Source organism: Streptomyces sp. NPDC104381, from assembly GCF_055583745.1.
Genome location: NZ_JBVJNK010000010.1, coordinates 154,636 through 176,336, shown reverse-complemented (window position 1 = coordinate 176,336; position 21,701 = coordinate 154,636). Strand labels below are relative to the sequence as shown.

Genomic DNA, 21,701 nt, shown 5'->3' with positions numbered 1-21,701 from the left:
CGCATGTCCAAGCACCGCCCCACGATCGCCGACATCGCGCGCCGCGCCGGGGTCTCGAAGGTCGCGGTGTCGTACGCCCTGAACGACCGCCCCGGCGTCTCCCCCGCGACCCGCGCCTCCATCAAGGCCATCGCCCAGGAGATCGGCTGGCGCCCCAACAGCGCGGCCCGGGCCCTGACCCGCGCCCGGGCCGACACCGTGGGGCTCGCGCTGTCCCGGCCGGCCAGGATGCTCGGGGTCGAGCCGTTCTTCATGGAGCTGATCAGCGGCATCGAGACCGAGCTGTCCGCCCGGGGCTGCGCCCTGCTCCTCCAGGTCGTCACCGATCCGGCGCAGGAGCTGGAGATGTACCGCCGCTGGTGGGGCGAGGGCCGGGTGGACGGGGTGTTCGTCGCCGATGTCCGCTCCCCGGATCCGCGGATCGAGGGCATCGCCGAGCTGGGCATGCCCGCCGTCGTGATCGGCCACCCCTCCGCGGCCGGGTCCCTCACCCCGGTCTGGTCGGACGACTCGGCGGCCCTGCGCGACACCCTGACGTATCTGGCGGCACTCGGCCATCGCTCGGTCGCCCGGGTCGCGGGGCTGCCCGAGCTGATCCACACCCGGCTGCGCGACCGGGCCCAGCGCGAGATCAGCACCGAACTCGGCCTGGACGAGCCGGTGGTGGTGCACACCGACTACTCCGGCGAGGAGGGGGCGCACGCCACCCGCCGGCTGATCGGCTCGGCCGCGCGGCCGACGGCCGTCATCTACGACAACGACATCATGGCCGTCGCCGGGCTCTCGGTCGCCCAGGAGATGGGCCTGGACGTCCCCGCCGACCTCTCGCTCGTCGCCTGGGACGACTCCCAGCTCTCCCGCGTCGTGCGGCCCCCGCTGACCGCGCTGAGCAGGGACATCCCCGCGTACGGCACCCACGCGGCCCGTACGCTGCTGGCGATGGTCGCGGACGGCTCGGCCCCCGGGTTCGAGGACGCGGCGGCCCGCCTGGTGCCCCGCGGATCCACCGCCCCGCCCCGCTGAGGGCCCGGCTCGACTCAGGGTCGGCGTCCTACCTCAGGACTACACCGGCGCCCGGCGGGTGCGACTCAAGGGGGCCCCGGGAACGGGCACGAGGGCTGACGTGCCGGTGCCGTACGGCGGCGAGGATGGAGGGGTCCCCATGAACACGCCGCTCGAACCAGGAGTACCCCTGTGACCACCACCACCGTTCACCGCACCACCGCGGTCGCCGCCCGCGCGACGGAGCTGTCGAAGGTCTACGGCGCGGGTGAGACCCAGGTGGTCGCCCTCGACCGGGTGACCGTCGACTTCCCGCAGGGGGAATTCACCGCGATCATGGGCCCGTCGGGTTCCGGGAAGTCCACGCTGATGCACTGCGTGGCCGGCCTCGACAGCTTCAGCAGCGGTTCCGTACGCATCGGCGAGACGGAGCTCGGGACGCTGAAGGACAAGCAGCTCACCAAGTTGCGCCGGGACAAGATCGGCTTCATCTTCCAGGCCTTCAACCTGCTGCCCACCCTGACCGCGCTGGAGAACATCACCCTGCCCATGGACATCGCCGGGCGTAAGCCCGACGCGGCCTGGCTCCAGAAGGTCATCGACATGGTGGGCCTCTCCGAGCGGCTGAAGCACCGCCCCACGGAGCTCTCCGGCGGCCAGCAGCAGCGCGTCGCGGTCGCCCGCGCCCTGGCCTCGCAGCCGGAGATCATCTTCGGTGACGAGCCGACCGGGAACCTCGACTCCCGCTCCGGCGCGGAGGTCCTCGGCTTCCTGCGCAACTCGGTACGTGAACTCGGCCAGACCGTGGTGATGGTGACCCACGACCCGGTGGCCGCCTCCTACGCGGACCGCGTGGTCTTCCTCGCGGACGGCGCGGTCGTCGACCAGATGCTGAACCCCACCGCCGACGGGGTCCTCGACCGGATGAAGGCGTTCGACGCGAAGGGCCGCACCAGCTGACGCCCCTCAGGCCGTCGCAGCACCCTTCCCCACTCCGAACTCCCCCCAGGAATTGACGACATGTTCCGTACCGCCGTGCGCAACGTCCTTGCGCACAAGGCCAGGCTGCTGATGACCGTGCTCGCCGTGATGCTCGGCGTCGCCTTCGTCTCCGGCACCCTGGTCTTCACCGACACCCTCGGCAACGCCTTCCGCAACCAGTCCGCCAAGAACTACGACGACGTGGCGGTCGCCGTCACGACGTGGGCGGAGCGCGGCGACGAGGAGACCGCCGCCATCGACGCGGCCACCCTCAAGAAGATCCAGGCCGTCGACGGTGTGGCCGAGGCCACCGGGCGGGTCTCCGGATTCGCCGGCGTCGCCGACACCGACGGCAAGCTCATCGGCAACGGCTGGTCCAACACCGGCGCCAACTTCTCCCCCGGCGCCGACGGCAAGGACGCCCAGTACGCGTTCACCGAGGGCACCGGCCCGGTGAAGGCCGGCCAGGTCGCCCTCGACAAGGAGACCGCCGAGAAGGGCGATTACCAGGTGGGCTCCCCCGTGCGCGTCGCCACCAACGGACCGGTGAAGGAGTACACCCTCTCCGGTGTCTTCACCACCGAGGACGGCGCCGTCAACGCGGGCGGCAGCCTGGTCCTCTTCGACACCGAGGTCGCCCAGCAGCTCTACCTGCGGCCCGGCGAGTTCAAGGACGTCACGGTGACCGCCGCGCCCGGCGTGTCCGACCAGAAGCTGCTGGCCGCCGTGAAGCCCCTCCTCCCGGAGAACGCCGAGGCCAAGACCGGCGCGGCCCTCGCGGACGAGGAGGCCGAGATGACCGAGTCCGGTCTCAAGAGCCTCAACTCGATGCTGCTGGCCTTCGCGGGCATCGCGCTCTTCGTCGGCGTGTTCCTGATCGCCAACACGTTCACCATGCTCATCGCCCAGCGCACCAAGGAACTCGCCCTGATGCGCGCCGTCGGCGCCTCCCGCCGGCAGGTCAAGCGGGCCATCCTGCTCGAGGCCGGCGTGGTCGGCGTGATCGCCTCGGTGATCGGCTTCGCCCTGGGCGTCGGGCTCGCGACGGCGCTGCGCTCCGCGATGGGCATGTTCGGTGGGAAGATCCCGGCCGGCCCGCTGGTCGTCTCCCCCACCGCCGTCGTCGCCGCGTTCGCCGTGGGCGTGCTGATCACCGTGTTCGCCGCCTGGCTGCCCGCCCGCCGCGCCGCCAAGATCCCGCCGGTGGCGGCGATGAGCAGCGTGCACGCGGTGGCCACCACCAAGTCGCTGGTCGTGCGCAACTCGTTCGGCGCGGTGATCACCCTCGTCGGGTCCGCGCTGATCGTCGCCGGTGCCGCCCAGGGCGACGAGAACGGCCGCTGGCTCATCGGCGGCGGGGCCTTCCTCGCCCTGGTCGGCGTCATCGTGCTCATCCCGCTGCTCTCGCGTCCGGTGATCGCCCTGGCGCGCCCGCTGCTGCGGCGGCTGTTCGGGGTCTCCGGCAAGCTCGCCGCGCAGAACGCGGTCCGCAACCCGCGCCGCACCGGCGCCACCGCCTCCGCCCTGGCGATCGGGCTCACCCTGGTCACCGGCATCTCGGTGCTCGGTGTGACGCTCGGCCAGGCCATCGACAAGATGACGACCGACAACATCCGGGCCGACTACATGGTCTCCATGGCCAGCGGCGACTCGCTCGACCAGTCGGCCCTCACCGCCCTGCGCAAGGCCGACGGCGTCGCGGCGGCCACCCCCCAGCGGTCCGTCTGGCTCACCGCCGGTGACGACCGGAGCATCTCCGCCTCGGGAGTCACCCCGGGCGACGTCGAGAAGGTCTTCGCCCTGAAGACGGTCTCCGGCTCGCTGTCGTCGCTGAAGGACGGCGAGATCGCCGTCGACCGCAAGACCGCGAAGTCCCACGGCTGGAAGACCGGCGACAGCGTCCCCCTGACGTTCCAGGACGAGAAGAAGGAGACCCTGAAGGTCGGTGCGCTCTACGAGGGCAACGAGTTCCTCTCCCCCGTCCTGATCTCCGAGGACGTCGTCGACCCGCACGAGACCCTCGCCGACATCCGCGAGGTCTGGCTGACCATGGACGGCGGCCAGAGCGACGCCAACGAGAAGGCCGTGATCGAGGCGCTCGGCGACAACCCGGCGATGAGCGTCATGGACCGCCAGGGCATCCGGGACATGTTCGGCGGGTTCATCAACACCGCGCTGAACATCATGTACGCGCTGCTGGCCATGGCCCTGATCATCGCCGTACTCGGGGTCGTCAACACGCTGGCGATGTCGGTCTTCGAACGCCAGCAGGAGATCGGCATGCTGCGGGCGATCGGCCTGGACCGGCGCAGGGTCAAGCGCATGATCCGGCTGGAGGCCGTGGTGATCTCGCTCTTCGGAGCGGTGGTCGGCGTCGCCCTCGGTACGTTCCTCGGCTGGGCGATCGGGAAGAGCCTGTCCGCCTCGATCCCGGGCTACGCCCTGGTCATCCCGTGGGACCGGCTCGCGGTCTTCCTGGTGCTGGCGGGACTCGTGGGTGTGCTGGCCTCGCTGTGGCCGGCCCGCAGCGGCGCGAAGCTGAACATGCTGACCGCGATCAAGACGGAGTAACCGCACGACGGAAGGGCCGGCACCCGCGGGTGCCGGCCCTTCCGCGTTTCCCGGGTCAGCCGTTCGCCGACGCCGTCCAGTCACGGGCGCGCAGCGGCATGCCCGCCCCGCCGCCCTCCCGCGGCCGCACCGCGAGGATCTGGTTGACGCCGATCTTGTTGTGCTCGAAGGAGAGCGCCGACGCGGCCATGTAGAGCCGCCACACCCTGGCCCGGCCGGGCGAGGTGGCCCGTACGGCCTCCTTCCAGTGCTTCTCCAGGTTGGCCACCCACTGACGCAGGGTCAGTGCGTAGTGCTCCCGGATCGCCTCGACGTCCCGTGCCTCGAAGCCCGCCTCCTCCAGGGTGGCGACGGTGCGGCCCACCGGGGCGAGCTCCCCGTCGGGGAAGACGTAGGCGTCGATGAACTCGTCGATGCGGTACGCCGACTCGTCCTTCTCGGGGCGGCGCGCGATCTGGTGGTTGAGCAGCCGGCCGCCGGGCTTGAGCAGCGCGTAGAGGTCGTCGGCGTACTCACGGAAGCGGACCGTGCCCACGTGCTCGGCCATGCCGATCGAGGAGATGGCGTCGTACGGGCCGTCCCTGACGTCCCGGTAGTCCTGGACGCGGATCTCGATCCGGTCGGTGAGGCCCTCCTCCGCGATGCGCTTGCGGGCGAAGGCGGCCTGCTCGGTGGAGAGGGTCACACCGGTGACCCGGGCGCCGTACTCACGGGCGGCGTGGATGGCCATGGAGCCCCAGCCGCAGCCGACGTCCAGGAGGCGGTCGCCGTCCTTCAGCGCGAGCTTGCGGCAGACGAGGTCGAGCTTGTCGCGCTGGGCGTCCTCCAGCGTGGAGCCGTCCTGCCAGTAGGCGCAGGAGTAGACCATGGACGGGCCAAGGACCATCGCGTAGAAGTCGTTGCCGACGTCGTAGTGGTGGCTGATCGCCTCCTTGTCACGGCGTCTGGTGTGCAGCGGCCCCGTGCGGCGGCGCACCTCCTCGGCGGGCGGGGGCGGCGGCGGCCAGGGGCCCGCCACCCGGACGAGGCCGCGGGCGAACTCGCGCACCTTCGGGTCGCGGACGGGGTGGACGGTGTCCTTCGCGTCGGCGCCGCGCTCCCAGAGCAGCGAGGCCAGGGCGTTCAGCGCCTCGTACAGGTCGCCGTCGACGTCGATCTCACCGGCCACCCAGGCCCGGGCCAGGCCCAGTTCGCCCGGCTTCCAGAGCAGCCGCCGAAGGGCGCGGCGGTGGCGCAGGACGAGGGCGGGGGCACCCGGCGGCCCGGACTCGCTGCCGTCCCAGGCCCGGATCCGGACCGGCAGGGGTTCTCCCAGCAACTCTTCGGCGAGAGCGGTCAGCCGCGATGCGGCGTCGGCCATGGTGCACACCTCCGTGGTGGTGTTTCCGAACGTGCCTAAATTCGCATATACGCACCCGAACCGTGCCGCGACACCTCGGGGCCACGGCGAGGTACACCAGCCTCAACGCCGTCCGGCGCCTCCGCCATCCCTTTCCACGGCAACGGAACGGCAAAATACCTGCATGGGCCATCTACTTCGAAGGGCCCGGGAACGCCGAAGAGGCCGTCCGCACCACGGATGGCGGACGACCTCTTCGGTGACGTACGGGCGCTAGGAGGCCTTGGCCTTCTCGCCGGACTTGCTCTCGTCGGCCTTGGCCGCGACCGGCGCCGGGCTCGGCTTGGCGGCCTCGTAGAACTCCTCGCGCGGAGTCTCCATGGCGCCGAGCGAGACGACCTCGCGCTTCAGGAACATCGCCAGCGTCCAGTCGGCGAAGATCCGGATCTTACGGTTCCAGGTCGGCATGGCCATGCCGTGGTAACCGCGGTGCATGTACCAGGCGAGACGGCCCTTGACCTTGATCTTCACCTTGCCCATGACGATCATCGCGACGCCCTTGTGCAGGCCCAGACCGGCGACCGCACCCTTGTTGGCGTGGCTGTACTCCTTCTGCGGGAAGCCCCGCATGCCGGAGATGACGTTGTCGCCGAGGACCTTGGCCTGACGCAGCGCGTGCTGGGCGTTCGGCGGGCACCAGGCGTTCGGGTTGCCGGCGCGGCGGCCGACCATGTCCGGCACCTGGGCGTTGTCGCCCGCGGCCCAGATGTAGTCGGTGCCCTGCACCTGGAGCTTCTCGGAGGTGTCCACGTGACCACGGGGGCCGAGCGGCAGACCGAAGCGGGCCAGCGCCGGGTTCGGCTTCACACCGGCGGTCCACACGATCGTGCTGGAGTCGACCTCCAGGCCGTTCTTCAGGACGACGTGACCGTCGACGCAGGAGTCCATGGAGGTCGAGAGGTAGACCTCGACGCCACGGCTCTCCAGGTGCTCCTTGCCGTACGCACCCAGCTTCGGGCCGACCTCGGGAAGGATCTTGTCGGCGGCGTCGACCAGGATGAAGCGCATGTCCTCGCGCTTCACGCTCGTGTAGTACTTCGCCGCGTCGCGGGCCATGTCCTCGACCTCGCCGATGGTCTCCGCGCCGGCGAAGCCGCCGCCCACGAAGACGAACGTCAGCGCCTTGCGGCGGACGTCCTCATCGGTCGTCGAGTCGGCCTTGTCCAGCTGCTCGAGGACGTGGTTGCGCAGACCGATGGACTCCTCGATGCCCTTCATGCCGATGCCCTGCTCGGCGAGGCCGGGGATCGGGAAGGTGCGGGAGACCGCGCCCATCGCGATGACCAGGTAGTCGAAGGGCAGCTCGTAGGCCTCGCCGACGAGCGGCGCGACCGTGGCGACCTTGCGGTCCTGATCGATGGTCGTGACACGGCCGGTGAGAACCTCGGCCTTGGGCAGGACGCGTCGCAGCGGGACGACGACATGCCGAGGCGAGATGCTGCCGGCAGCAGCTTCGGGGAGGAAGGGCTGGTACGTCATGTACGAGCGCGGGTCGACGACCGTGACGGTCGCCTCTCCATACCGCATCTTCTTCAGAATGCGACGAGCTGCGTACAGGCCTACGTACCCACCGCCTACAACGAGGATCCTGGGACGCTCCGTGGTGCTCATGCCATCGAGTATCCACCCCCCTCGGGGGCCATGCTCGTGAGCCCCTTCACAAGGTATGCCCCACCCTCTGCTACACTTCGCCGCCCACGTGACCCAGGTCATGATGCGACAGGGGAACCACAACGTTCCGGCGAACGTTGTTCACCGCTCGTGAGCTGGCCCTTGAGCCCCCGGGTGCGGGGAACCGCCCACCCGGGACACGCCCCCGCCACACCACCGAAACCCTCCCGCAGCACCCCCGTACCCGCCTCCGGGCCGCCCGGGCGGCCCTCCCGGGGCAGAACTTCGCCCGGTGGGGCCGAATTCCTTGTGAAGAAGTTCACGAACTTCGTCGGGGCGCCTCGCGAAAGCCCTCCCCGGACACGTCCGGAGAGGGCTCCACAAGCTCAAAGGTGCAGGCCGGAATGCGTATGAGCGGCGTCTCACCGCGCCCGGCCCGGCCCTGTGATCAGGCGGCGGACCAGGCGATCCCGTCCAGGATGTCGTGCTCGCTGACGACGACCTCACGGGCACCGGTCCGCTCCATAAGCGCGAGCAGGACGAGCGCCCCCGAGGGGATCACGTCGACCCTGCCCGGGTGCATCGCGGGGATCGCCGCGCGCTCCTCGTGCGTCGAGGAGAGCAGCCGCTCGGTGATCTCCCGTACCCGCTCGACGGAGACCCGGGAGTGGTGGATCGCCTCGGAGTCGTACTCCTCCAGTCCGAGCGCCATCGCCGCGATGGTGGTGACCGTCCCGGCCAGGCCGACCAGCGTCGCCGCCGAGGCGATCGGCACGCTCTCCTCGGCGAGGTCCAGGGCGGCCCCGATGTCCGCGCGGATCGCGGCGATCGCCTCGGGCGTCGGCGGGTCCACCACGGCCCCGTCCACGACGAGATGACGCTCGGTCAGGCGCACGCAGCCGATGTCCACGGACCGGGCGGCGCGCACCCGGTCGTCACCGACGACGAACTCCGTGGAACCGCCGCCGATGTCCACGACGAGGTACGGCTTCTCCAGGTGGTCGGCGCCCACCAGTTCCTTGGTGGCGCCGTCGAAGGAGAGCTGCGCCTCCTGGTCCCCGGTGACGACCTCGGGCTCGACGCCCAGGATGTCCAGGACGCCCCGGACGAACGTGTCGCTGTTCTCCGCGTCACGGGAGGCGGACGTGGCGACGAAACGGATCCGCTCGGCGCCGAGATCCTCGATCGAGGCCGCGTAGGCACGGCAGGCGTCGAGGGTGCGCCCGATCGCCTCGGGGGCCAGCCGGCCCGTACGGTCGACGCCCTGGCCGAGCCGGACGATCTCCATCCGCCGGTCGAGCTCGGTGAACCCGCCGGTGGCGGGGTCCACGTCGGCGACGAGCAGACGGATGGAGTTGGTACCGCAGTCGATGGCGGCAACGCGGGTCATGGGGCTCCTGTGGTCGTACGTGTACCGGGCGGGGTCACGCGTCGGTGCCGGCGTCCGGTCCGCACGGCGTGACGCACGGTCCCTTCGCCCACCACTCCGGCAGCATCGCGATGGCCTCGTCGCCCAGCGGGTTCACCCCGGGGCCCGCCGCCAGCGAGTGGCCGACCAGGACGTGCAGGCACTTCACGCGGTCCGGCATGCCGCCCGCGCTGGGGAATCCCTCCAGGACCTCGATGGCGTCACGGCGCGCGATGTAGTCCTCGTGCGCGGCCCGGTAGGCGGCGGCCAGCTCCGGGTCCGTCGTGAGCCGCTCGGTCATCTCCTTCATGACCCCGTTGGCCTCCAGCGTGCCGATCGCGGACGCGGCACGCGGGCACGTCAGGTAGTACGTCGTCGGGAACGGCGTGCCGTCCTCCAGGCGGGGCTGGGTCTCGACCACGTCCGGATTGCCGCAGGGGCAGCGGTGCGCGATGGCGCGCAGCCCACGCGGCGGCCGGCCGAGCTGGAGCTCGAACGCGGCGATGTCCGCAGCGGTGGGCGTGGTGGATTCGGTCTGCGGAGGGGGCGTGTCCATGCCTGCCTTGAATGTCATCGGTCGGACTGTATGAATCGGTACGGGAAGCGGACCCGGTACGGATACCGGGTCCGGCGCGGGAACGGGGTCATTCGCGGTCCGCGCTGTCGACACCGTCCCAGAGGTTCGAGTGCCAGGGCCGCCCGGTCGCCCCGGGCTCTCCCTTGCGCTCCTCGGCCGCGTCCGGGTCGACCACCGTATAACCGGTCTCGCCGGGCAGCACGTAGTGGAGGTGCTGGCGCGCGAGACGGCGGACGTACGCGTCGTCCTTGAGCCGCGCCTTCTCGTCGCGCAGCTCCTCGGTCCGCTGGTGGGCCTCCCGGGAGAGCCTCTCCTGATCGGCGATCTGGTCGCGCTGGGAGATGTACTGCCGCATGGGGTACGCGAGCGCGACCACCAGGGAGCAGACGATCAGCGCCAGGAACGCGGCCCGGCCGGTGAGCCGTGAACGGCGGGCCTGGCGGCGGTTCTGGGACCGGTAGACGCGGGCCGCCGTCTGCTCACCGAGCAGCCGCAGCCTGGTCGCGGTGGAGAACCGGTCGCGGTCCTTCCCGGCCATGTCTCACGCCTCCCCGTTACGCACGTCCGTCCCCGCACACGGTACGGGACCGGATGCGGGGACGGACGGAGGCTGGTGCTCCGGACTCGGGCTGTCAGCCCTCGAAGCGGAACCGCGGGAACGCCGAACGGCCGGCGTACACCGCGGCGTCGTCGAGGATCTCCTCGATGCGCAGCAGCTGGTTGTACTTGGCGACGCGGTCCGAGCGGGCCGGGGCGCCGGTCTTGATCTGGCCGCAGTTCACCGCGACGGCGAGGTCGGCGATGGTGACGTCCTCGGTCTCACCGGAGCGGTGGGACATCATGCACTTGAAGCCGTTGCGCTGGGCCAGCTCCACGGCGTCGAGGGTCTCGGTCAGCGAACCGATCTGGTTGACCTTGACGAGCAGGGCGTTGGCCGAGCCCTCCTCGATGCCACGGGTGAGGCGCTCGGGGTTGGTGACGAACAGGTCGTCACCGACGATCTGCACCTTGGAGCCGAGCTTGTCGGTGATGACCTTCCAGCCGGCCCAGTCGTCCTCGTACAGCGGGTCCTCGATGGAGACCAGCGGGTACGCGGAGACGAGCTCCTCGTAGTACTCGGTCATCTCGGCGGCCGAGCGGGACTTGCCCTCGAACTCGTAGACGCCGTCCTTGTAGAACTCGGACGCGGCGACGTCGAGCGCGAGCGCGATGTCGCGGCCCGGGACGTAACCGGCCTCCTTGACGGCCTCGAGGATGAGGTCGAGGGCGGCGCGGTTGGACTCGAGGTTGGGGGCGAAGCCGCCCTCGTCACCGAGACCGGTGGACAGGCCCTTGGTCTTCAGGACCTTCTTCAGCGTGTGGTAGATCTCCGCGCCCCAGCGAAGGGCCTCGGAGAAGGACTCGGCGCCGATCGGCGCGATCATGAACTCCTGGATGTCCACGTTGGAGTCGGCGTGCGAGCCGCCGTTCAGGATGTTCATCATCGGAACGGGCAGCAGGTGCGCGTTCGGGCCGCCGAGGTAGCGGAAGAGCGGGAGGTCGGACGCCTCGGACGCGGCGTGCGCCACGGCCAGCGAGACACCGAGGATGGCGTTGGCACCGAGGGAGCCCTTGTTCTCGGTGGCGTCCAGGTCGAACATCGCCTGGTCGATGAGGCGCTGCTCGGTGGCGTCGTAGCCGACGAGCTCCGGGCCGATCTGCTCGATCACGGCGAGGACGGCCTTCTCGACGCCCTTGCCCTGGTAACGGTTGGGGTCCCCGTCGCGAAGCTCGATGGCCTCGAACGCACCGGTGGAGGCGCCGGACGGAACAGCAGCACGTCCCGTGCTGCCGTCGTCGAGGCCAACCTCGACCTCGACCGTGGGGTTGCCCCGGGAGTCGAGGATTTCCCTGGCTACGACGACGTCGATGGACGGCACGAGGCATCTCCTTCTGGGATCTGACACTGGTTGTGCAGGGTCACTGTGGCCTTGCGCCACGAGCCTAACCGGCTCGGCACGCTCCGTCGGCCGTCCGCCCGTCCCCTGGGACGAAAAAGGACCCAAGGACCTGCATTCCGGGCAAAGCTCCAGAAATCTACTGGCGAGTAACCACAACTGTTGAACACTCACCTTCACGGCGAGCCCGCGAACGGCCCCCGGCCGGGGCGTCCCCGGGAGGGTCCGGACACGGCCCGGCCCGGCGCGCGGGGGGTCTGCGCGCCGGGCCCGGCCTCCGGGGCAGGAGGAGCGCCCCGGGGGTGTTTCCGACTACTTCAGGTGGAGCTGCTGGCCCGGGAAGATCAGGTCGGCCTCGTCGACGATGTCGTCGTTCAGCTTGAACAGCTTCTCCCAGCCGCCCTTGACCTTCTTCGCCTCGGCGATCTTGCTGAGGGTGTCGCCGGCCTTGACCTTGTACTCGCCGTCGCCCTTCTCGACCTTCTCGCCGGTCGGGGTGGTGACGGTCTTCTCGGGGGCCGTGCGCTTCTCGCTGCGCGTGGTGGGCTGCTCGGCCTTGCGCTCCGGAGCGGCCTGCGGGTCGGTGTCGCCGTTCTTCGACGCGCCGGTGTCGACGCCCGGGTCCACACCGTCGTTCGTCAGCCCGCCGGCCCCGGCGCAGGACCAGGCACCCGGGCCCTGAAGGTCGAGGAGCTTCTCGGCGGCGGCTATCTGCTGGTCCTTGGAGGCCAGGTCGGCGCGGGCGGCGTACTGCGTGCCGCCGGCGGCGGCCCAGCTGGACTGCGAGAACTGCAGACCGCCGTAGTAGCCGTTGCCGGTGTTGATGGACCAGTTGCCACCGGACTCGCACTGGGCGACAGCGTCCCAGGTGTCGACGGAGGCGGCGGAAGCGCCGGTCGCGCCCATCAGCGGCACGGCGACGGCGGCACCGGTGACACCGGCCAGGGTCGCGATGCGGACGGCCTTGGACGGGCGACGGTGCTTGCCCTTGCTGGAAAGCAGCATGGTTCTCCTCACCGACGCCTACGAGGTGAGCTGTCGGGTTCGGGCTGTGAGTGGCCCGGTCGCCCTACTCGCGGACGACTTCACCCCAAGCCGTACACGGCCCGTCTTCCGACGGCCGGGTCCGGCACTTACCTGGGTCCCCCGCTCCTGCCTACGGCGCTTTACGCGTCGGTCCCCTTCGGCCGACGGCAGGATTCGGCGTGACGGTCGAAGGTGCCCGCGGTGCGAGCGGCTCCGACCGTAAACACACGCAACCCCCACATTCAAAGATGGACATAACGGCCAATCAGCCCGTACCGGTTCGACGTGAAGGTTCGTTTTCGCAGGTCGGAGCCAATATGGACGGATCGGACGGACCGACCGCAGGAGTTGAAGCAAAGAGACCCATGTCTCACTTACGCATAAGTGGACATAGGCCTCTGAACTACCCCTGTTTTCGGGGCGTTTTCCCGCTTTTGATCAGTTGGCGGCGGCGGTCTCCGCCGAGTCGCCCTGCGCGTCGGACCCGAGGCCCAGGAGGTCCAGGCTCTGGCCGGGAAGGATCAGGTCGGGGTCGGAGCCCAGCTCGTCCTTGTTGGCCTCGTAGAGCGCCGGCCAGCCGCCGTCGAGGTCCTGCGCGTCGGCGATCGACCAGAGGTTGTCGCCTTCGCGGACGGTGTACGTGCCCTCCGCGCCCTGACGTGCCTCGGACTCACCGCGCGAGGCGTGGCGGCCGGACTCGCGCCCCTCGTCCAGGTCCGCTCCCGCGCTCGTCTCGGGGGCGGGCGTGCCCCGGTGCTTGCCGCCCGTCCCGCCGTCGCCCCGGGAGGCGCCGGACGTCCCGGAGGGCTCGGGGGTCGGGGTGGCGGACGGCGACGCGTCCGTGTCGTCGTCCTGGCCGGCCGTGTCGTCGGCCTCGTCGGACGGAGCCTTCGATCCGGACGAGGGCGTGTCGGACGGCGTCGCGGTGTCCGAGGGCTCGGCGGAAGGGGTCTCGGACGGGGTCGCGGTGTCGGAGGGCTCCGCGGACGGCTCGCCGCCCGGGTCGACGCCCGGCAGCGTGCCGTCCAGGGCGAGCCCGGAGATCACCGCGCAGCTCGGCCATGCCTGCGGTCCCTTGTCGTCCAGGACCTTCTCCGCGACCGCGATCTGCTGCGAGCGGCTGGCCAGGTCGGCCCGGGGGGCGTAGGCCGTGCCGCCGTACGCCGACCACGTGTCCTGCGAGAACTGCAGACCGCCGTAGTAGCCGTTGCCGAGGTCGGCACTCCACATGCCGCCGCTCTCGCATTCGGCGACCCTGTCCCAGGTGGACGCGTCGGCGGCCTGCGCGCCGCCGGCGCCGAGCAGCGGGATGGCGATGGCCGATCCGGTGACGCCTGCGGCGACGACGATGGCGGGTGCCTGGCGAGGGCGGCGGTGTCTGCCGGTCGCGGAGCCCATGGGGTTGCCTTCCGTGTGACTGACTTGTGACGGGTGAGTCGAACGGTGAACCTAGCCCTACTCGAACGTGTGTCACAAGTCGATGCAGCAGAGATCACGTGAAAGTCACAGAGTTGACAGGCTGTCACCTTTTTCGGCGGGCTCCCCGGGACCGAACTCCACGGGAAGCGTGCGCAGTCCACGCATGATGAGTCCGCCGCGCCAGCGCAAATCGGCAGGATCCGCAGCGAGCCGCAGGTCGGGGAGGCGTCTCAGCAGGGTCGCCAGCGCCACCTGGCCCTCCAGCCGGGCCAGCGGAGCCCCCAGGCAGTAGTGGATGCCGTGCCCGTATCCGAGATGCTGATTGTCACTGCGTGCGAGATCCAGGGTGTCCGCATCCTGGAATCGCTCCGGGTCCCGGTCGGCGGCGGCCAGCACCACGAGGACGGGGTCGCCGGCCGCGATGTCCTGCCCTCCCAGGGTCACGGGCTCGGTGGCGTAGCGCCAGGTCGCGAGCTCCACCGGGCCGTCGTAGCGCAGCAGCTCCTCGATGCCCGTGGCGAGCAGGTCCGTCTCCCCGGCGGCCAACGAGCGCTCCAGGCGCTCGCGCTGGGACGGGTTGCGCAGCAGGGCGTAGGTGCCGTTGCCGATGAGGTTCACCGTCGTCTCGAAACCGGCGAAGAGGAGGATGAAGGCCATGGCCGCGGCCTCGTTCTCGCTGAGGTGCTCGCCGTGGTCGCTCGCCCGGATGAGCCCGGAGATCAGGTCGTCGCCGGGATTCTCCCTCTTACGGTGGATGAGTTCGGCGAGATAGCCGCGCATCTTCTTGACCGACCGGGCCACCCCGCCGCGTGGCCCGCCGCCGTGCCGGATCATCATGCCCGCCCAGTCGCGGAAGTCGTCCTGGTCCTCCCGGGGCACCCCCAGCAGGTCGCAGATCGCGTAGATGGGCAGGGGGAACGCGAAGTCGTGGATCAGGTCCGCCTTCCCCTCCTCGGCGAAGCCGTCGATGAGGCGGTCCGTCAGCTCCTGCACGCGCGGCGCGAACTCCGCGACCCGGCGCGGGGTGAACGCCTTGGACACGAGCCGGCGCAGCCGGGTGTGGTCCGGGGGGTCGATGTTCAGCAGATGCGTCATCAGCTCGGCCTTGCGCTCGCCCGGGATGCCCGTCTTGCCCTTGGCGTTCGCGGAGCCCGCGTGGTGGGCCGGGTTCTTGGAGAGCCGGGTGTCGGCGAGGGCCTGCCGGGCGTCGCCGTACCGGGTCACCAGCCAGGCCTCGACCCCGCTGGGCAGCTTCGTGCGGTGCACGGGGCTGTGCTCGCGGAGCCAGGCGTAGGCGGGGTACGGGTCGGTGGCGAACTCCCAGGTGAAGAGTTCGGGTGCTGCGTCGGGCGCGGGGTCCGCCCCGGGGCTGTCGTTCACTCCTCGACGCTATCCGGAGCGGCTCCGGGGCCGCCGAGCCCCTCCGCCGTCCGGATCGCGTCCCGGTAGGCGCGGGCGGCGGCCCGCAGGGCGGCCTCCGGGTCGGTGCCGTCCTGTTCGGCCTCCACCGCGAGGGCGAGCAGCCGGTAGCCGATCCCGTCGCCCTCGGGGAGCGCGGCGTCGAGGCCCGCGGCCCGGGCCCTGCTGCCGAGCTTGGCGGCCAGCGCGAGCCCCGGCTGGCCGAGCGGCACCCCGTCGGTGACCGACTCGCGCTGCTTCTCGATCGCCTTCGTACGGAGCCAGTGGGCGTGGACGTCCTCCGGGGTCTCGGCGGTCGCGTCGCCGAACACATGCGGATGACGGTGGATCAGCTTCTCGACGATCGTGCCCGCCACGTCGTCGATGCCGAACGGCTCGTCCTGGTCCTCCTGCGCGATCCGGGCGTGGAAGACGACCTGGAGCAGGACGTCGCCGAGCTCCTCGCGCAGCTCCTCGCGGTCACCGTCCTCGATGGCCTCGACCAGTTCGTACGCCTCCTCGATGGCGTACTTCGCGAGGCCCTTGTGCGTCTTCTGCGAGGTCCAGGGGCATTCGAGCCTGATCCGGTCCATGACCTGCACCAGGTCGAGCAGCCGGGCGCCCGGCAGGTCGTACGAACCGGGCAGCAGCTCCAGGTCGGGCATCCGCACCCGGCCCGAACCGCCGAGCCGGGCCAGGCCGTCGGTGAGCCGCTGGTCACCCTCGCCGCCCACCAGCACCACCACGGTCCGGCCGCCCGCGCAGTCGTCCACCAGCTCCTCGGCCGACGGCGCGCCGTGCTCCACGGCCACACCGGCCTCCCGCAGATACGGCAGCTGCGGGTGGCCGGGCCCGGCGCACAGCACCCGGTCGGCGGCGCGCAGCGTCTGCCAGGCGGGCCAGGACAGCAGACCGGGGGCGACCCGGTGGCTGGCGGTGAGCAGGACGATACGGCCGGGGTCTTCAGCGTTCACCCCCCGAACCTACCTCCGGGCACGCGTCAGGCGCCCGCCTGCTCCTGCCCCTCGACCGGGGTGACCTGGGTGATCCACGGGGCCTTGTACGTGCTGAGCTGGACCTTCTGGTCGTCCCAGCTGCCGTAGCGCGGGTTGACGTCGATGTGGAGCGCCTTCGACGCCTCGGTCAGGCTCTGTCCGACGGCCTGCACCCCGGCGGGGCTCTGCAGGTCGGCGCCGATCGCCTGGGCCAGCTTCTGGAGCTGGACCTCCTGGCGCAGGCTCGCCTCGATCTGGCCGGGTGCCACCCAGCGCTGCTCCAGCATGCCCGCCCGCACCGCCTCGTCCCCGCCGGACTGCTCGGCGGCGTCGCTGCGGATCTGCTGGATCTCCTTGCGGCTGACGCTCACCCCGGCGTCCTCCGCGGCGCGGTCCAGGACCCGCCCGAAGATCAGCCCGGACAGCTTGACCCGGGTCAGCTGGCCCGACTTCGTCACCAGCTCCTGGGAACGGTCGGACTCCTGCTGCGCGGTGCGCACGTCGGCCGCCTGCGCCTGGACCGTGGCCACGTCGATCCGGTCGCCGCCGACCACGGCCGCGGCACCGGGATGGGCCTCGCTCCCGCAGGCGGTCAGGAGCGGCGCCGCGAGGAGCGTGGCGGCGGACAGGGCGAGCGCGGTGCGACGACGGCGGTGCAAAGGAGCCTCCCGGGGAGAGTTTGTGCATCAGTGCACAAAGCCTTGCGGTGATCGATGTTAGGCAGTGGACGTGATTCGGGCCACTGCTTCGACCAACGATTTCCGGACCGGTCGGTGCGGGGTCATGGACGAAATCCCTTCCGGTTCGTCCCTTCCGGCCGTCCCCGGCCTCAGACCGAGCCGCGTACGTCCTGGTGGTGGGTCAGTTGCCGGCGGAGCTCCGTGGGGAGCGGATGGTGCGGCCCGTAGGCGCGCTCCGTGTCGTACAGCAGGGCCTGCAACTGGGCGCGGCCCGCCGCGTGGTCGCCGACCCCGAGCAGGAGGTGCCCGATGCGGTGGCGGATGTCGAAGGCCCGGCCCGGGCCGGAGGGCGTCGCGTAGCCGTTCTCGTAGTACGGCAGGACGGCGCGGTACTCGGCGAGCGAGGCGGCCGCCTCTCCGAGCTGCTCCAGGCACTGCGCGGCGTCGTAACGGAACTGCAGGGCCTGGGAGTCGGCCGGTCCCGCTTCCGCCGCGCGATCGTCGGCGAGGCGGCGGAGCTCCGGGAGGGCGCGGCGGTACTGGCCGTCGTCCATCAGCGTGGCCGCGTACTGCTTACGCAGGATCCGGACGACCGGGGAGTGCTCGCCGTGCTCCTGGGCCGCGGCCGGGAGGATGCCCCCGAGGATGTCGACGGCCTGGGTGATGCGGCCCTCCCCCAGCAGCCGCTTCACGTCGTCGACGGCCTGTGCCACGTTCGGACGGGCGGGCGGCGCCTGGGGGGCGGGGGGCGCCTGCTGGGCGGGTACGGGCGCGGACGCCGGTACGGCCGCCCGGTCGGGCCAGGGGGCGTGCGGGCGCAGGAAGGGGCGGGTCGGGTCGAGGGGACCTGCCGGGGTGCCGCCGGCGGGCAGCAGGGGGCGCAGGGACTCGTAGACCTCCTGGGCGGAGGCGGGGCGGTCCTGGGGGTCCTTGGCGAGCAGCCGCAGGACGAGCGCTTCGAGGGCCTCGGGGACCTCGGGCCTGAGGTGCCGGACGGGCAGCGGCGGCTCGTAGAGGTGGCGGTGCAGGACGCCGAGGGCGGTGGAGCCGCTGAACGGCACGTCGCCGCAGAGGAGTTCGTGCAGGAGCACACCGAGGGCGTACAGGTCGGTGTACGGGCCGACGGCACCGCCCATCGCCTGCTCGGGGGCCATGTAGGCCGGGGAGCCGATCACCGAGCCCGTGTGCGTGAGACGCGTGGTGTCGGTGTCCATCACGGAGGCGATGCCGAGGTCGAGCACCGTGAGGGTGCCGTCGGGCTTCACCATGGCGTTACGTGGCTTCAGGTCGCGGTGGACGATCGGCACGGCGTGCACGGCGGAGAGCACCGCGCACAGCTGGGCGGCGATCGCCACGGCCCAGGGCCACGGGTAGGGGTCGTGCTCGGCCAGGTGGTCGGCGAGGTCGGCGCCCTCGACGTACTGCATGACGAGGAAGAGGTCGTCGCCGTCGCTCCCCGCGTCGTGGACGGTGACCAGGCCGGGGTGGTCGACCTGGGCGGTGACGCGGCACTCGCGCACGAACCGGCGGCGCAGCTCGTCGGCGGCTCCGCTCCCGGAGGGGCCCGTGACCCGCTCGGGGTGCAGGAGCTTCACCGCGACCCTGCGGTCGAGACGTTGGTCGTACGCCGTCCAGACCTGCCCCATGCCGCCCTGGCCGAGAATCGTCGCCAGCTGGTAACGCCCGGCGATGACACGCCCGTTCACCTACTGTCACCCTCCTTGCGGAGGTAGTCGCTCAGCTCGTCGAGCTCGGCGCGCACCTGGTCGATGCGCTGGGGGGCGGCTGACCTGGGCGCGGAGGACGGCGTGGTGGGTGCGGGGGTGGACTGCGCGGGGGTGGATTGCGCGGGGGTGGGGCTCCGGCGCGGGGCGGGCGGGTAGCCGCCGGCGGCCGGCGGGGCGGGCGCGGTCTGCCGTGAGGCGAGGCCCGCGGAGGGGAACGAGGACATACCGGGCTGCCCGGCGCTGTAGGGGTTGGCGTACGGGCCGGCCTGCGGACCGGCGGGCAGGGTGTACCGCACCCCGAAGTGCCGTATGTCCGTGTACAGGTAGTAGGTGACGGCTCCGACGAAGACCACCAGCATCCAGGACAGCATGACGACCGCCTGTCCGTCCGTGATCACGTCGTCCTCCACCGGCAACGACCCGAGGTACACGACCAGTCCGACGTTCAGCGCCAGCACGAGGCCGAACAGCCACCAGTCGCGTTGCTTACGGGTGACGATCGCCAGCCGGAGCATCGGCGCCCAGGCGAGGAACGTGCAACTCAGCAGGGCGAGCGCCACGAAGACCACGCGCAGGGTGACCAGCGTGGACGAGGACGGGCGGCGCTTCGGCTGTTGCTCCGGCGGATAGCCGTAGCCGTGCATGTGCTGCTCCCGGAGGGGTGGGATGGGACGTGTGCAGTGAGCGTATACACCGATACGGACAACCGGTCCCGGGTTGTGCACAACCGTTGTGCTTCACGTCACTCCGGAGCGAGCGAGCCGTCCGTGAGCCCGTCGTACATCCCCTGCACCAGTTGCCCGCCCAGCCGCCCGGCGGTGCGCAGCGCGTCCTCGAAGGCGGCGAGGGCGCTGAACTGCTCACCATACGTGCGCTGTTCGGCCAGCGGCAGACGTGGCACCCGGAGGCGGCGGGCGTCGAGCCGTGTCGCGGTGGAGGCGTAGCTGCTCGCCTGCCGGTTGTTGGCGGTGCCGCGCAGGAACCCGGCGAGGAACCAGGCGTCGAGGGCGGCCGGATCGGGGCGCAGGAGCTGGAGGTTGCGGCCGAGCGCGGATCCGGCGGTGGCCTCGTCGACGACCCTGACGACGGAGGCGCCGCCGACCACGGGCACGATGACGTCGCCCGGTTCCAGCAGGACCGGTTCGCCTTCCGGGGCGGCCGGGGGCGCGGCGGCCGGAGTCGTGGAGGGCGTACCGCTGGGGCCCGTCCCGGAGAGGACGTCGTGCTCGGTGAGGACCGGCACGGTGCCGCCGCCCGACCCGGTGCCGGTCCGCAGGCGCAGGGCGCCCGTGCGGGCCAGTTCACCGACCGTGGTGAAGGGCCGCCTGGCCTGGTCGCAGGGGGCGGCGGGGGCCGGCGTGCGCCGGGCGGTCAGCCTCAGGGTCTCCTCCAGCCGGGCCCGTACGCGTACGAGCTCGGCGGCGGTGGCGCCGGAGGCCAGCGGCGGCAGGTGGCGGGCGGGGGCCAGGTCCACGTCGTCGTCGAGGAGTTCGATGACGGGGACGGACCGGCTGGTCCCGGGGCGCTCCTCCACGGGCTCGCGGCGCCCCGGCACGTCGAAGGGCGCCCAGGCGTCGAGCACGGCGCTCCGCACCGCGGCCCAGTCCAGCCGGTCACGGCCTGACGGGGCGCCGGCGGCCTCGGGTTCCGCCGCGTCGACGACGAGCAGTTCGGGCACCGGGTGCTGCTCGGCGCCCGGCTTGCGGAGGACCCAGATGTGCAGCGGGATGCCGTACGGCGGCGCGGCGCCCGCCGGGAGCGCGATGACGGCGCGGAGGGCGCCCCGGCGGAGCAGATCGGCGCGGATCCGGCGGCCCGAGCGGCGGGAGGCGGCGGCCGGGGGCATCAGCACCACGGCGGTGCCGCCCTCGCGGAGACGGGCGAGGGCGTGCTGGACCCAGGCGAGCTCGGACTCGGTGCGGGCGGGGAAGCCGTACTCCCAGCGCGGGTCGTAGGCCAGGTCGTCGTGGCCCCAGTTGCGCTCGTTGAACGGCGGGTGGCAGAGCACCGCGTCCACGGCCAGCCCGGGGAACGCGTCGGCGCGCAGGGTGTCACCGGTCCGTACGGCGAGGGCGGGGCCGTCGGCTCCGCCGCGCTCGGAGTGCAGGGCGAGCCGCAGTGAGGTGAGCGCCGCGAGGTCGGGGTCGGCCTCCTGTGCGTACACCGCCGTGGGACGGCCGACGGCGCAGAGCAGGGCGCCTGTTCCGGCGGCGGGGTCCAGGACCGTGCGGGATGTCTTGCCGCCGTTCTGCCGGGTGGGCTCCCTCGCCGGTTCCGCGAGGTCGGCCATCAGCTCGGCGAGGCCGGGGGGCGTGAGGGTGTACTGGCGCGGATTGGCGTCCAGCTGGCGGCCGAAGAGGAAGTCGAAGGCCTTCCGCGCACCGGCCTCCGCCGCCAGTTCGGCCGCGGCGCGGAGCAGCGGGACGGACGGCAGGAGGGCGGCCTCCGTGGGTGTGGGGACGGCCCGGCTCACCCCGAAGCGCGCGGTGAGCACGTGGTCCAGGGCGCTCGGCAGCACGCCCGCCATCCGGGCGTCCGAGACGGCGGTGATCTCCAGCCAGGCGGTGGGCCGGTCCCTGACGACCAGCAGGGCGCATCCGACGTGGACGAGTGCGGTCACCGCGCCGTCGGGGTGGCCGGCCACCTGCTGCCAGACCCGCTCCCGCAGCGGCACTTCGGCGAGTTTGCCCTGGTCGCGGAGCCACTCCTCGACCTCGGGGAGCGCGAAGGAGGGGCTGGCCTCGGTGCCTCCGACCGGCTTGGGGAAGTCGGCGTGCCTGCGGCGCCAGTTGCTGACGGCGGCGCGGCCCACGCCCGCGAGCCTGGCGATTCCCGCCGCGGTCACCTCGGTCGAGTTATCCGGCACTGGCCTGTCTCCCGTTCCGCGCGCGTCGGCGTCGCCTGCTGTGTGGGGGTGAGCATACCGACACCGCTGAGCCACCGGTTCACACGCTTAGTGCTGTTGACTCG

The 21,701-nt window shown here is 71.6% G+C and carries 17 protein-coding genes and 1 riboswitch; of the genes, 3 read left to right on the top strand and 14 right to left on the bottom strand.

What is annotated here, in order from left to right; all coding sequences use genetic code 11:
- Window positions 1-3 precede the first annotated feature (3 nt).
- The 3 genes from ACZ607_RS31085 to ACZ607_RS31075 all read left to right on the top strand — a co-directional run bounded on the left by ACZ607_RS31085 (window position 4) and on the right by ACZ607_RS31075 (window position 4,554).
- A complete protein-coding gene (locus ACZ607_RS31085; RefSeq protein ID WP_469740262.1) occupies window positions 4-1,023 on the top strand; it encodes a LacI family DNA-binding transcriptional regulator in 1,020 nt (339 codons plus the stop codon).
- Between the two features lie 171 nt (window positions 1,024-1,194).
- Window positions 1,195-1,962 carry an ABC transporter ATP-binding protein gene (locus ACZ607_RS31080; protein WP_099177280.1) on the top strand — a complete coding sequence of 256 codons (768 nt, stop codon included), beginning with the start codon at window positions 1,195-1,197 and terminating at the stop codon, window positions 1,960-1,962.
- A 60-nt stretch (window positions 1,963-2,022) separates the two neighbouring features.
- Window positions 2,023-4,554, top strand: a complete 2,532-nt coding sequence (locus ACZ607_RS31075) for an ABC transporter permease (protein WP_469740259.1) — start codon at window positions 2,023-2,025, stop codon at window positions 4,552-4,554.
- 55 nt (window positions 4,555-4,609) lie between these two features.
- Here the strand turns inward: ACZ607_RS31075 and ACZ607_RS31070 are convergent, their stop codons facing one another.
- The 14 genes from ACZ607_RS31070 to ACZ607_RS31005 all read right to left on the bottom strand — a co-directional run bounded on the left by ACZ607_RS31070 (window position 4,610) and on the right by ACZ607_RS31005 (window position 21,597).
- Entirely contained in the window at window positions 4,610-5,914 is a 1,305-nt protein-coding gene (locus ACZ607_RS31070; protein ID WP_469740256.1) for a class I SAM-dependent methyltransferase, read from the bottom strand.
- A 252-nt stretch (window positions 5,915-6,166) separates the two neighbouring features.
- The gene (locus ACZ607_RS31065) at window positions 6,167-7,564 is read right to left on the bottom strand and encodes an NAD(P)/FAD-dependent oxidoreductase (protein ID WP_469740254.1); all 1,398 of its coding nucleotides are present in this window, start codon (window positions 7,562-7,564) and stop codon (window positions 6,167-6,169) included.
- A 448-nt stretch (window positions 7,565-8,012) separates the two neighbouring features.
- Window positions 8,013-8,954: a Ppx/GppA phosphatase family protein gene (locus tag ACZ607_RS31060; protein WP_469740252.1), complete on the bottom strand. Its 942-nt coding sequence runs from the start codon at window positions 8,952-8,954 to the stop codon at window positions 8,013-8,015.
- A gap of 34 nt (window positions 8,955-8,988) precedes the next feature.
- Entirely contained in the window at window positions 8,989-9,528 is a 540-nt protein-coding gene (locus tag ACZ607_RS31055; protein WP_469740455.1) for a DUF501 domain-containing protein, read from the bottom strand.
- Between the two features lie 88 nt (window positions 9,529-9,616).
- Window positions 9,617-10,087, bottom strand: a complete 471-nt coding sequence (locus ACZ607_RS31050) for an FtsB family cell division protein (protein ID WP_469740250.1) — start codon at window positions 10,085-10,087, stop codon at window positions 9,617-9,619.
- Between the two features lie 94 nt (window positions 10,088-10,181).
- Window positions 10,182-11,468, bottom strand: a complete 1,287-nt coding sequence (gene eno, locus ACZ607_RS31045) for a phosphopyruvate hydratase (protein WP_469740248.1) — start codon at window positions 11,466-11,468, stop codon at window positions 10,182-10,184.
- Window positions 11,469-11,798: 330 nt separating this feature from the next.
- Window positions 11,799-12,491 (bottom strand): LysM peptidoglycan-binding domain-containing protein, encoded by a 693-nt coding sequence (locus ACZ607_RS31040; protein ID WP_124277327.1) that lies wholly within the window; start codon window positions 12,489-12,491, stop codon window positions 11,799-11,801.
- Window positions 12,492-12,660: riboswitch (cyclic di-AMP (ydaO/yuaA leader) on the bottom strand.
- Window positions 12,661-12,950: 290 nt separating this feature from the next.
- Window positions 12,951-13,910: a transglycosylase family protein gene (locus tag ACZ607_RS31035; RefSeq protein ID WP_469740245.1), complete on the bottom strand. Its 960-nt coding sequence runs from the start codon at window positions 13,908-13,910 to the stop codon at window positions 12,951-12,953.
- A 105-nt stretch (window positions 13,911-14,015) separates the two neighbouring features.
- Window positions 14,016-15,311 carry a cytochrome P450 family protein gene (locus ACZ607_RS31030; RefSeq protein ID WP_469740243.1) on the bottom strand — a complete coding sequence of 432 codons (1,296 nt, stop codon included), beginning with the start codon at window positions 15,309-15,311 and terminating at the stop codon, window positions 14,016-14,018.
- Window positions 15,308-16,303 (bottom strand): nucleoside triphosphate pyrophosphohydrolase, encoded by a 996-nt coding sequence (locus tag ACZ607_RS31025; RefSeq protein ID WP_469740241.1) that lies wholly within the window; start codon window positions 16,301-16,303, stop codon window positions 15,308-15,310. The genes ACZ607_RS31030 and ACZ607_RS31025 overlap by 4 nt, the downstream gene beginning before the upstream one ends.
- A 26-nt stretch (window positions 16,304-16,329) precedes the next feature.
- Window positions 16,330-16,983, bottom strand: coding sequence for a SurA N-terminal domain-containing protein (locus ACZ607_RS31020; protein WP_469740239.1), 654 nt, complete (start codon window positions 16,981-16,983; stop codon window positions 16,330-16,332).
- Between the two features lie 170 nt (window positions 16,984-17,153).
- On the bottom strand, window positions 17,154-18,710 hold the full coding sequence (locus tag ACZ607_RS31015) for a protein kinase domain-containing protein (protein WP_469740237.1): 1,557 nt from the start codon (window positions 18,708-18,710) through the stop codon (window positions 17,154-17,156).
- Window positions 18,707-19,375, bottom strand: coding sequence for a hypothetical protein (locus ACZ607_RS31010; protein WP_469740235.1), 669 nt, complete (start codon window positions 19,373-19,375; stop codon window positions 18,707-18,709). The genes ACZ607_RS31015 and ACZ607_RS31010 overlap by 4 nt, the downstream gene beginning before the upstream one ends.
- 98 nt (window positions 19,376-19,473) lie before the next feature.
- The gene (locus ACZ607_RS31005) at window positions 19,474-21,597 is read right to left on the bottom strand and encodes an N-6 DNA methylase (RefSeq protein ID WP_469740232.1); all 2,124 of its coding nucleotides are present in this window, start codon (window positions 21,595-21,597) and stop codon (window positions 19,474-19,476) included.
- Between the last annotated feature and the right edge of the window lie 104 nt (window positions 21,598-21,701).

Coding starts and splice junctions, on each gene's coding strand:
- ACZ607_RS31060 (WP_469740252.1), bottom strand. CDS start 8,954: ATGACCCGCGTTGCCGCCATCGACTGCGGTACCAACTCCATCCGTCTG.
- ACZ607_RS31035 (WP_469740245.1), bottom strand. CDS start 13,910: ATGGGCTCCGCGACCGGCAGACACCGCCGCCCTCGCCAGGCACCCGCC.
- ACZ607_RS31055 (WP_469740455.1), bottom strand. CDS start 9,528: ATGGACACGCCCCCTCCGCAGACCGAATCCACCACGCCCACCGCTGCG.
- ACZ607_RS31010 (WP_469740235.1), bottom strand. CDS start 19,375: ATGCACGGCTACGGCTATCCGCCGGAGCAACAGCCGAAGCGCCGCCCG.
- ACZ607_RS31075 (WP_469740259.1), top strand. CDS start 2,023: ATGTTCCGTACCGCCGTGCGCAACGTCCTTGCGCACAAGGCCAGGCTG.
- ACZ607_RS31040 (WP_124277327.1), bottom strand. CDS start 12,491: ATGCTGCTTTCCAGCAAGGGCAAGCACCGTCGCCCGTCCAAGGCCGTC.
- ACZ607_RS31050 (WP_469740250.1), bottom strand. CDS start 10,087: ATGGCCGGGAAGGACCGCGACCGGTTCTCCACCGCGACCAGGCTGCGG.
- ACZ607_RS31070 (WP_469740256.1), bottom strand. CDS start 5,914: ATGGCCGACGCCGCATCGCGGCTGACCGCTCTCGCCGAAGAGTTGCTG.
- ACZ607_RS31065 (WP_469740254.1), bottom strand. CDS start 7,564: ATGAGCACCACGGAGCGTCCCAGGATCCTCGTTGTAGGCGGTGGGTAC.
- ACZ607_RS31085 (WP_469740262.1), top strand. CDS start 4: ATGTCCAAGCACCGCCCCACGATCGCCGACATCGCGCGCCGCGCCGGG.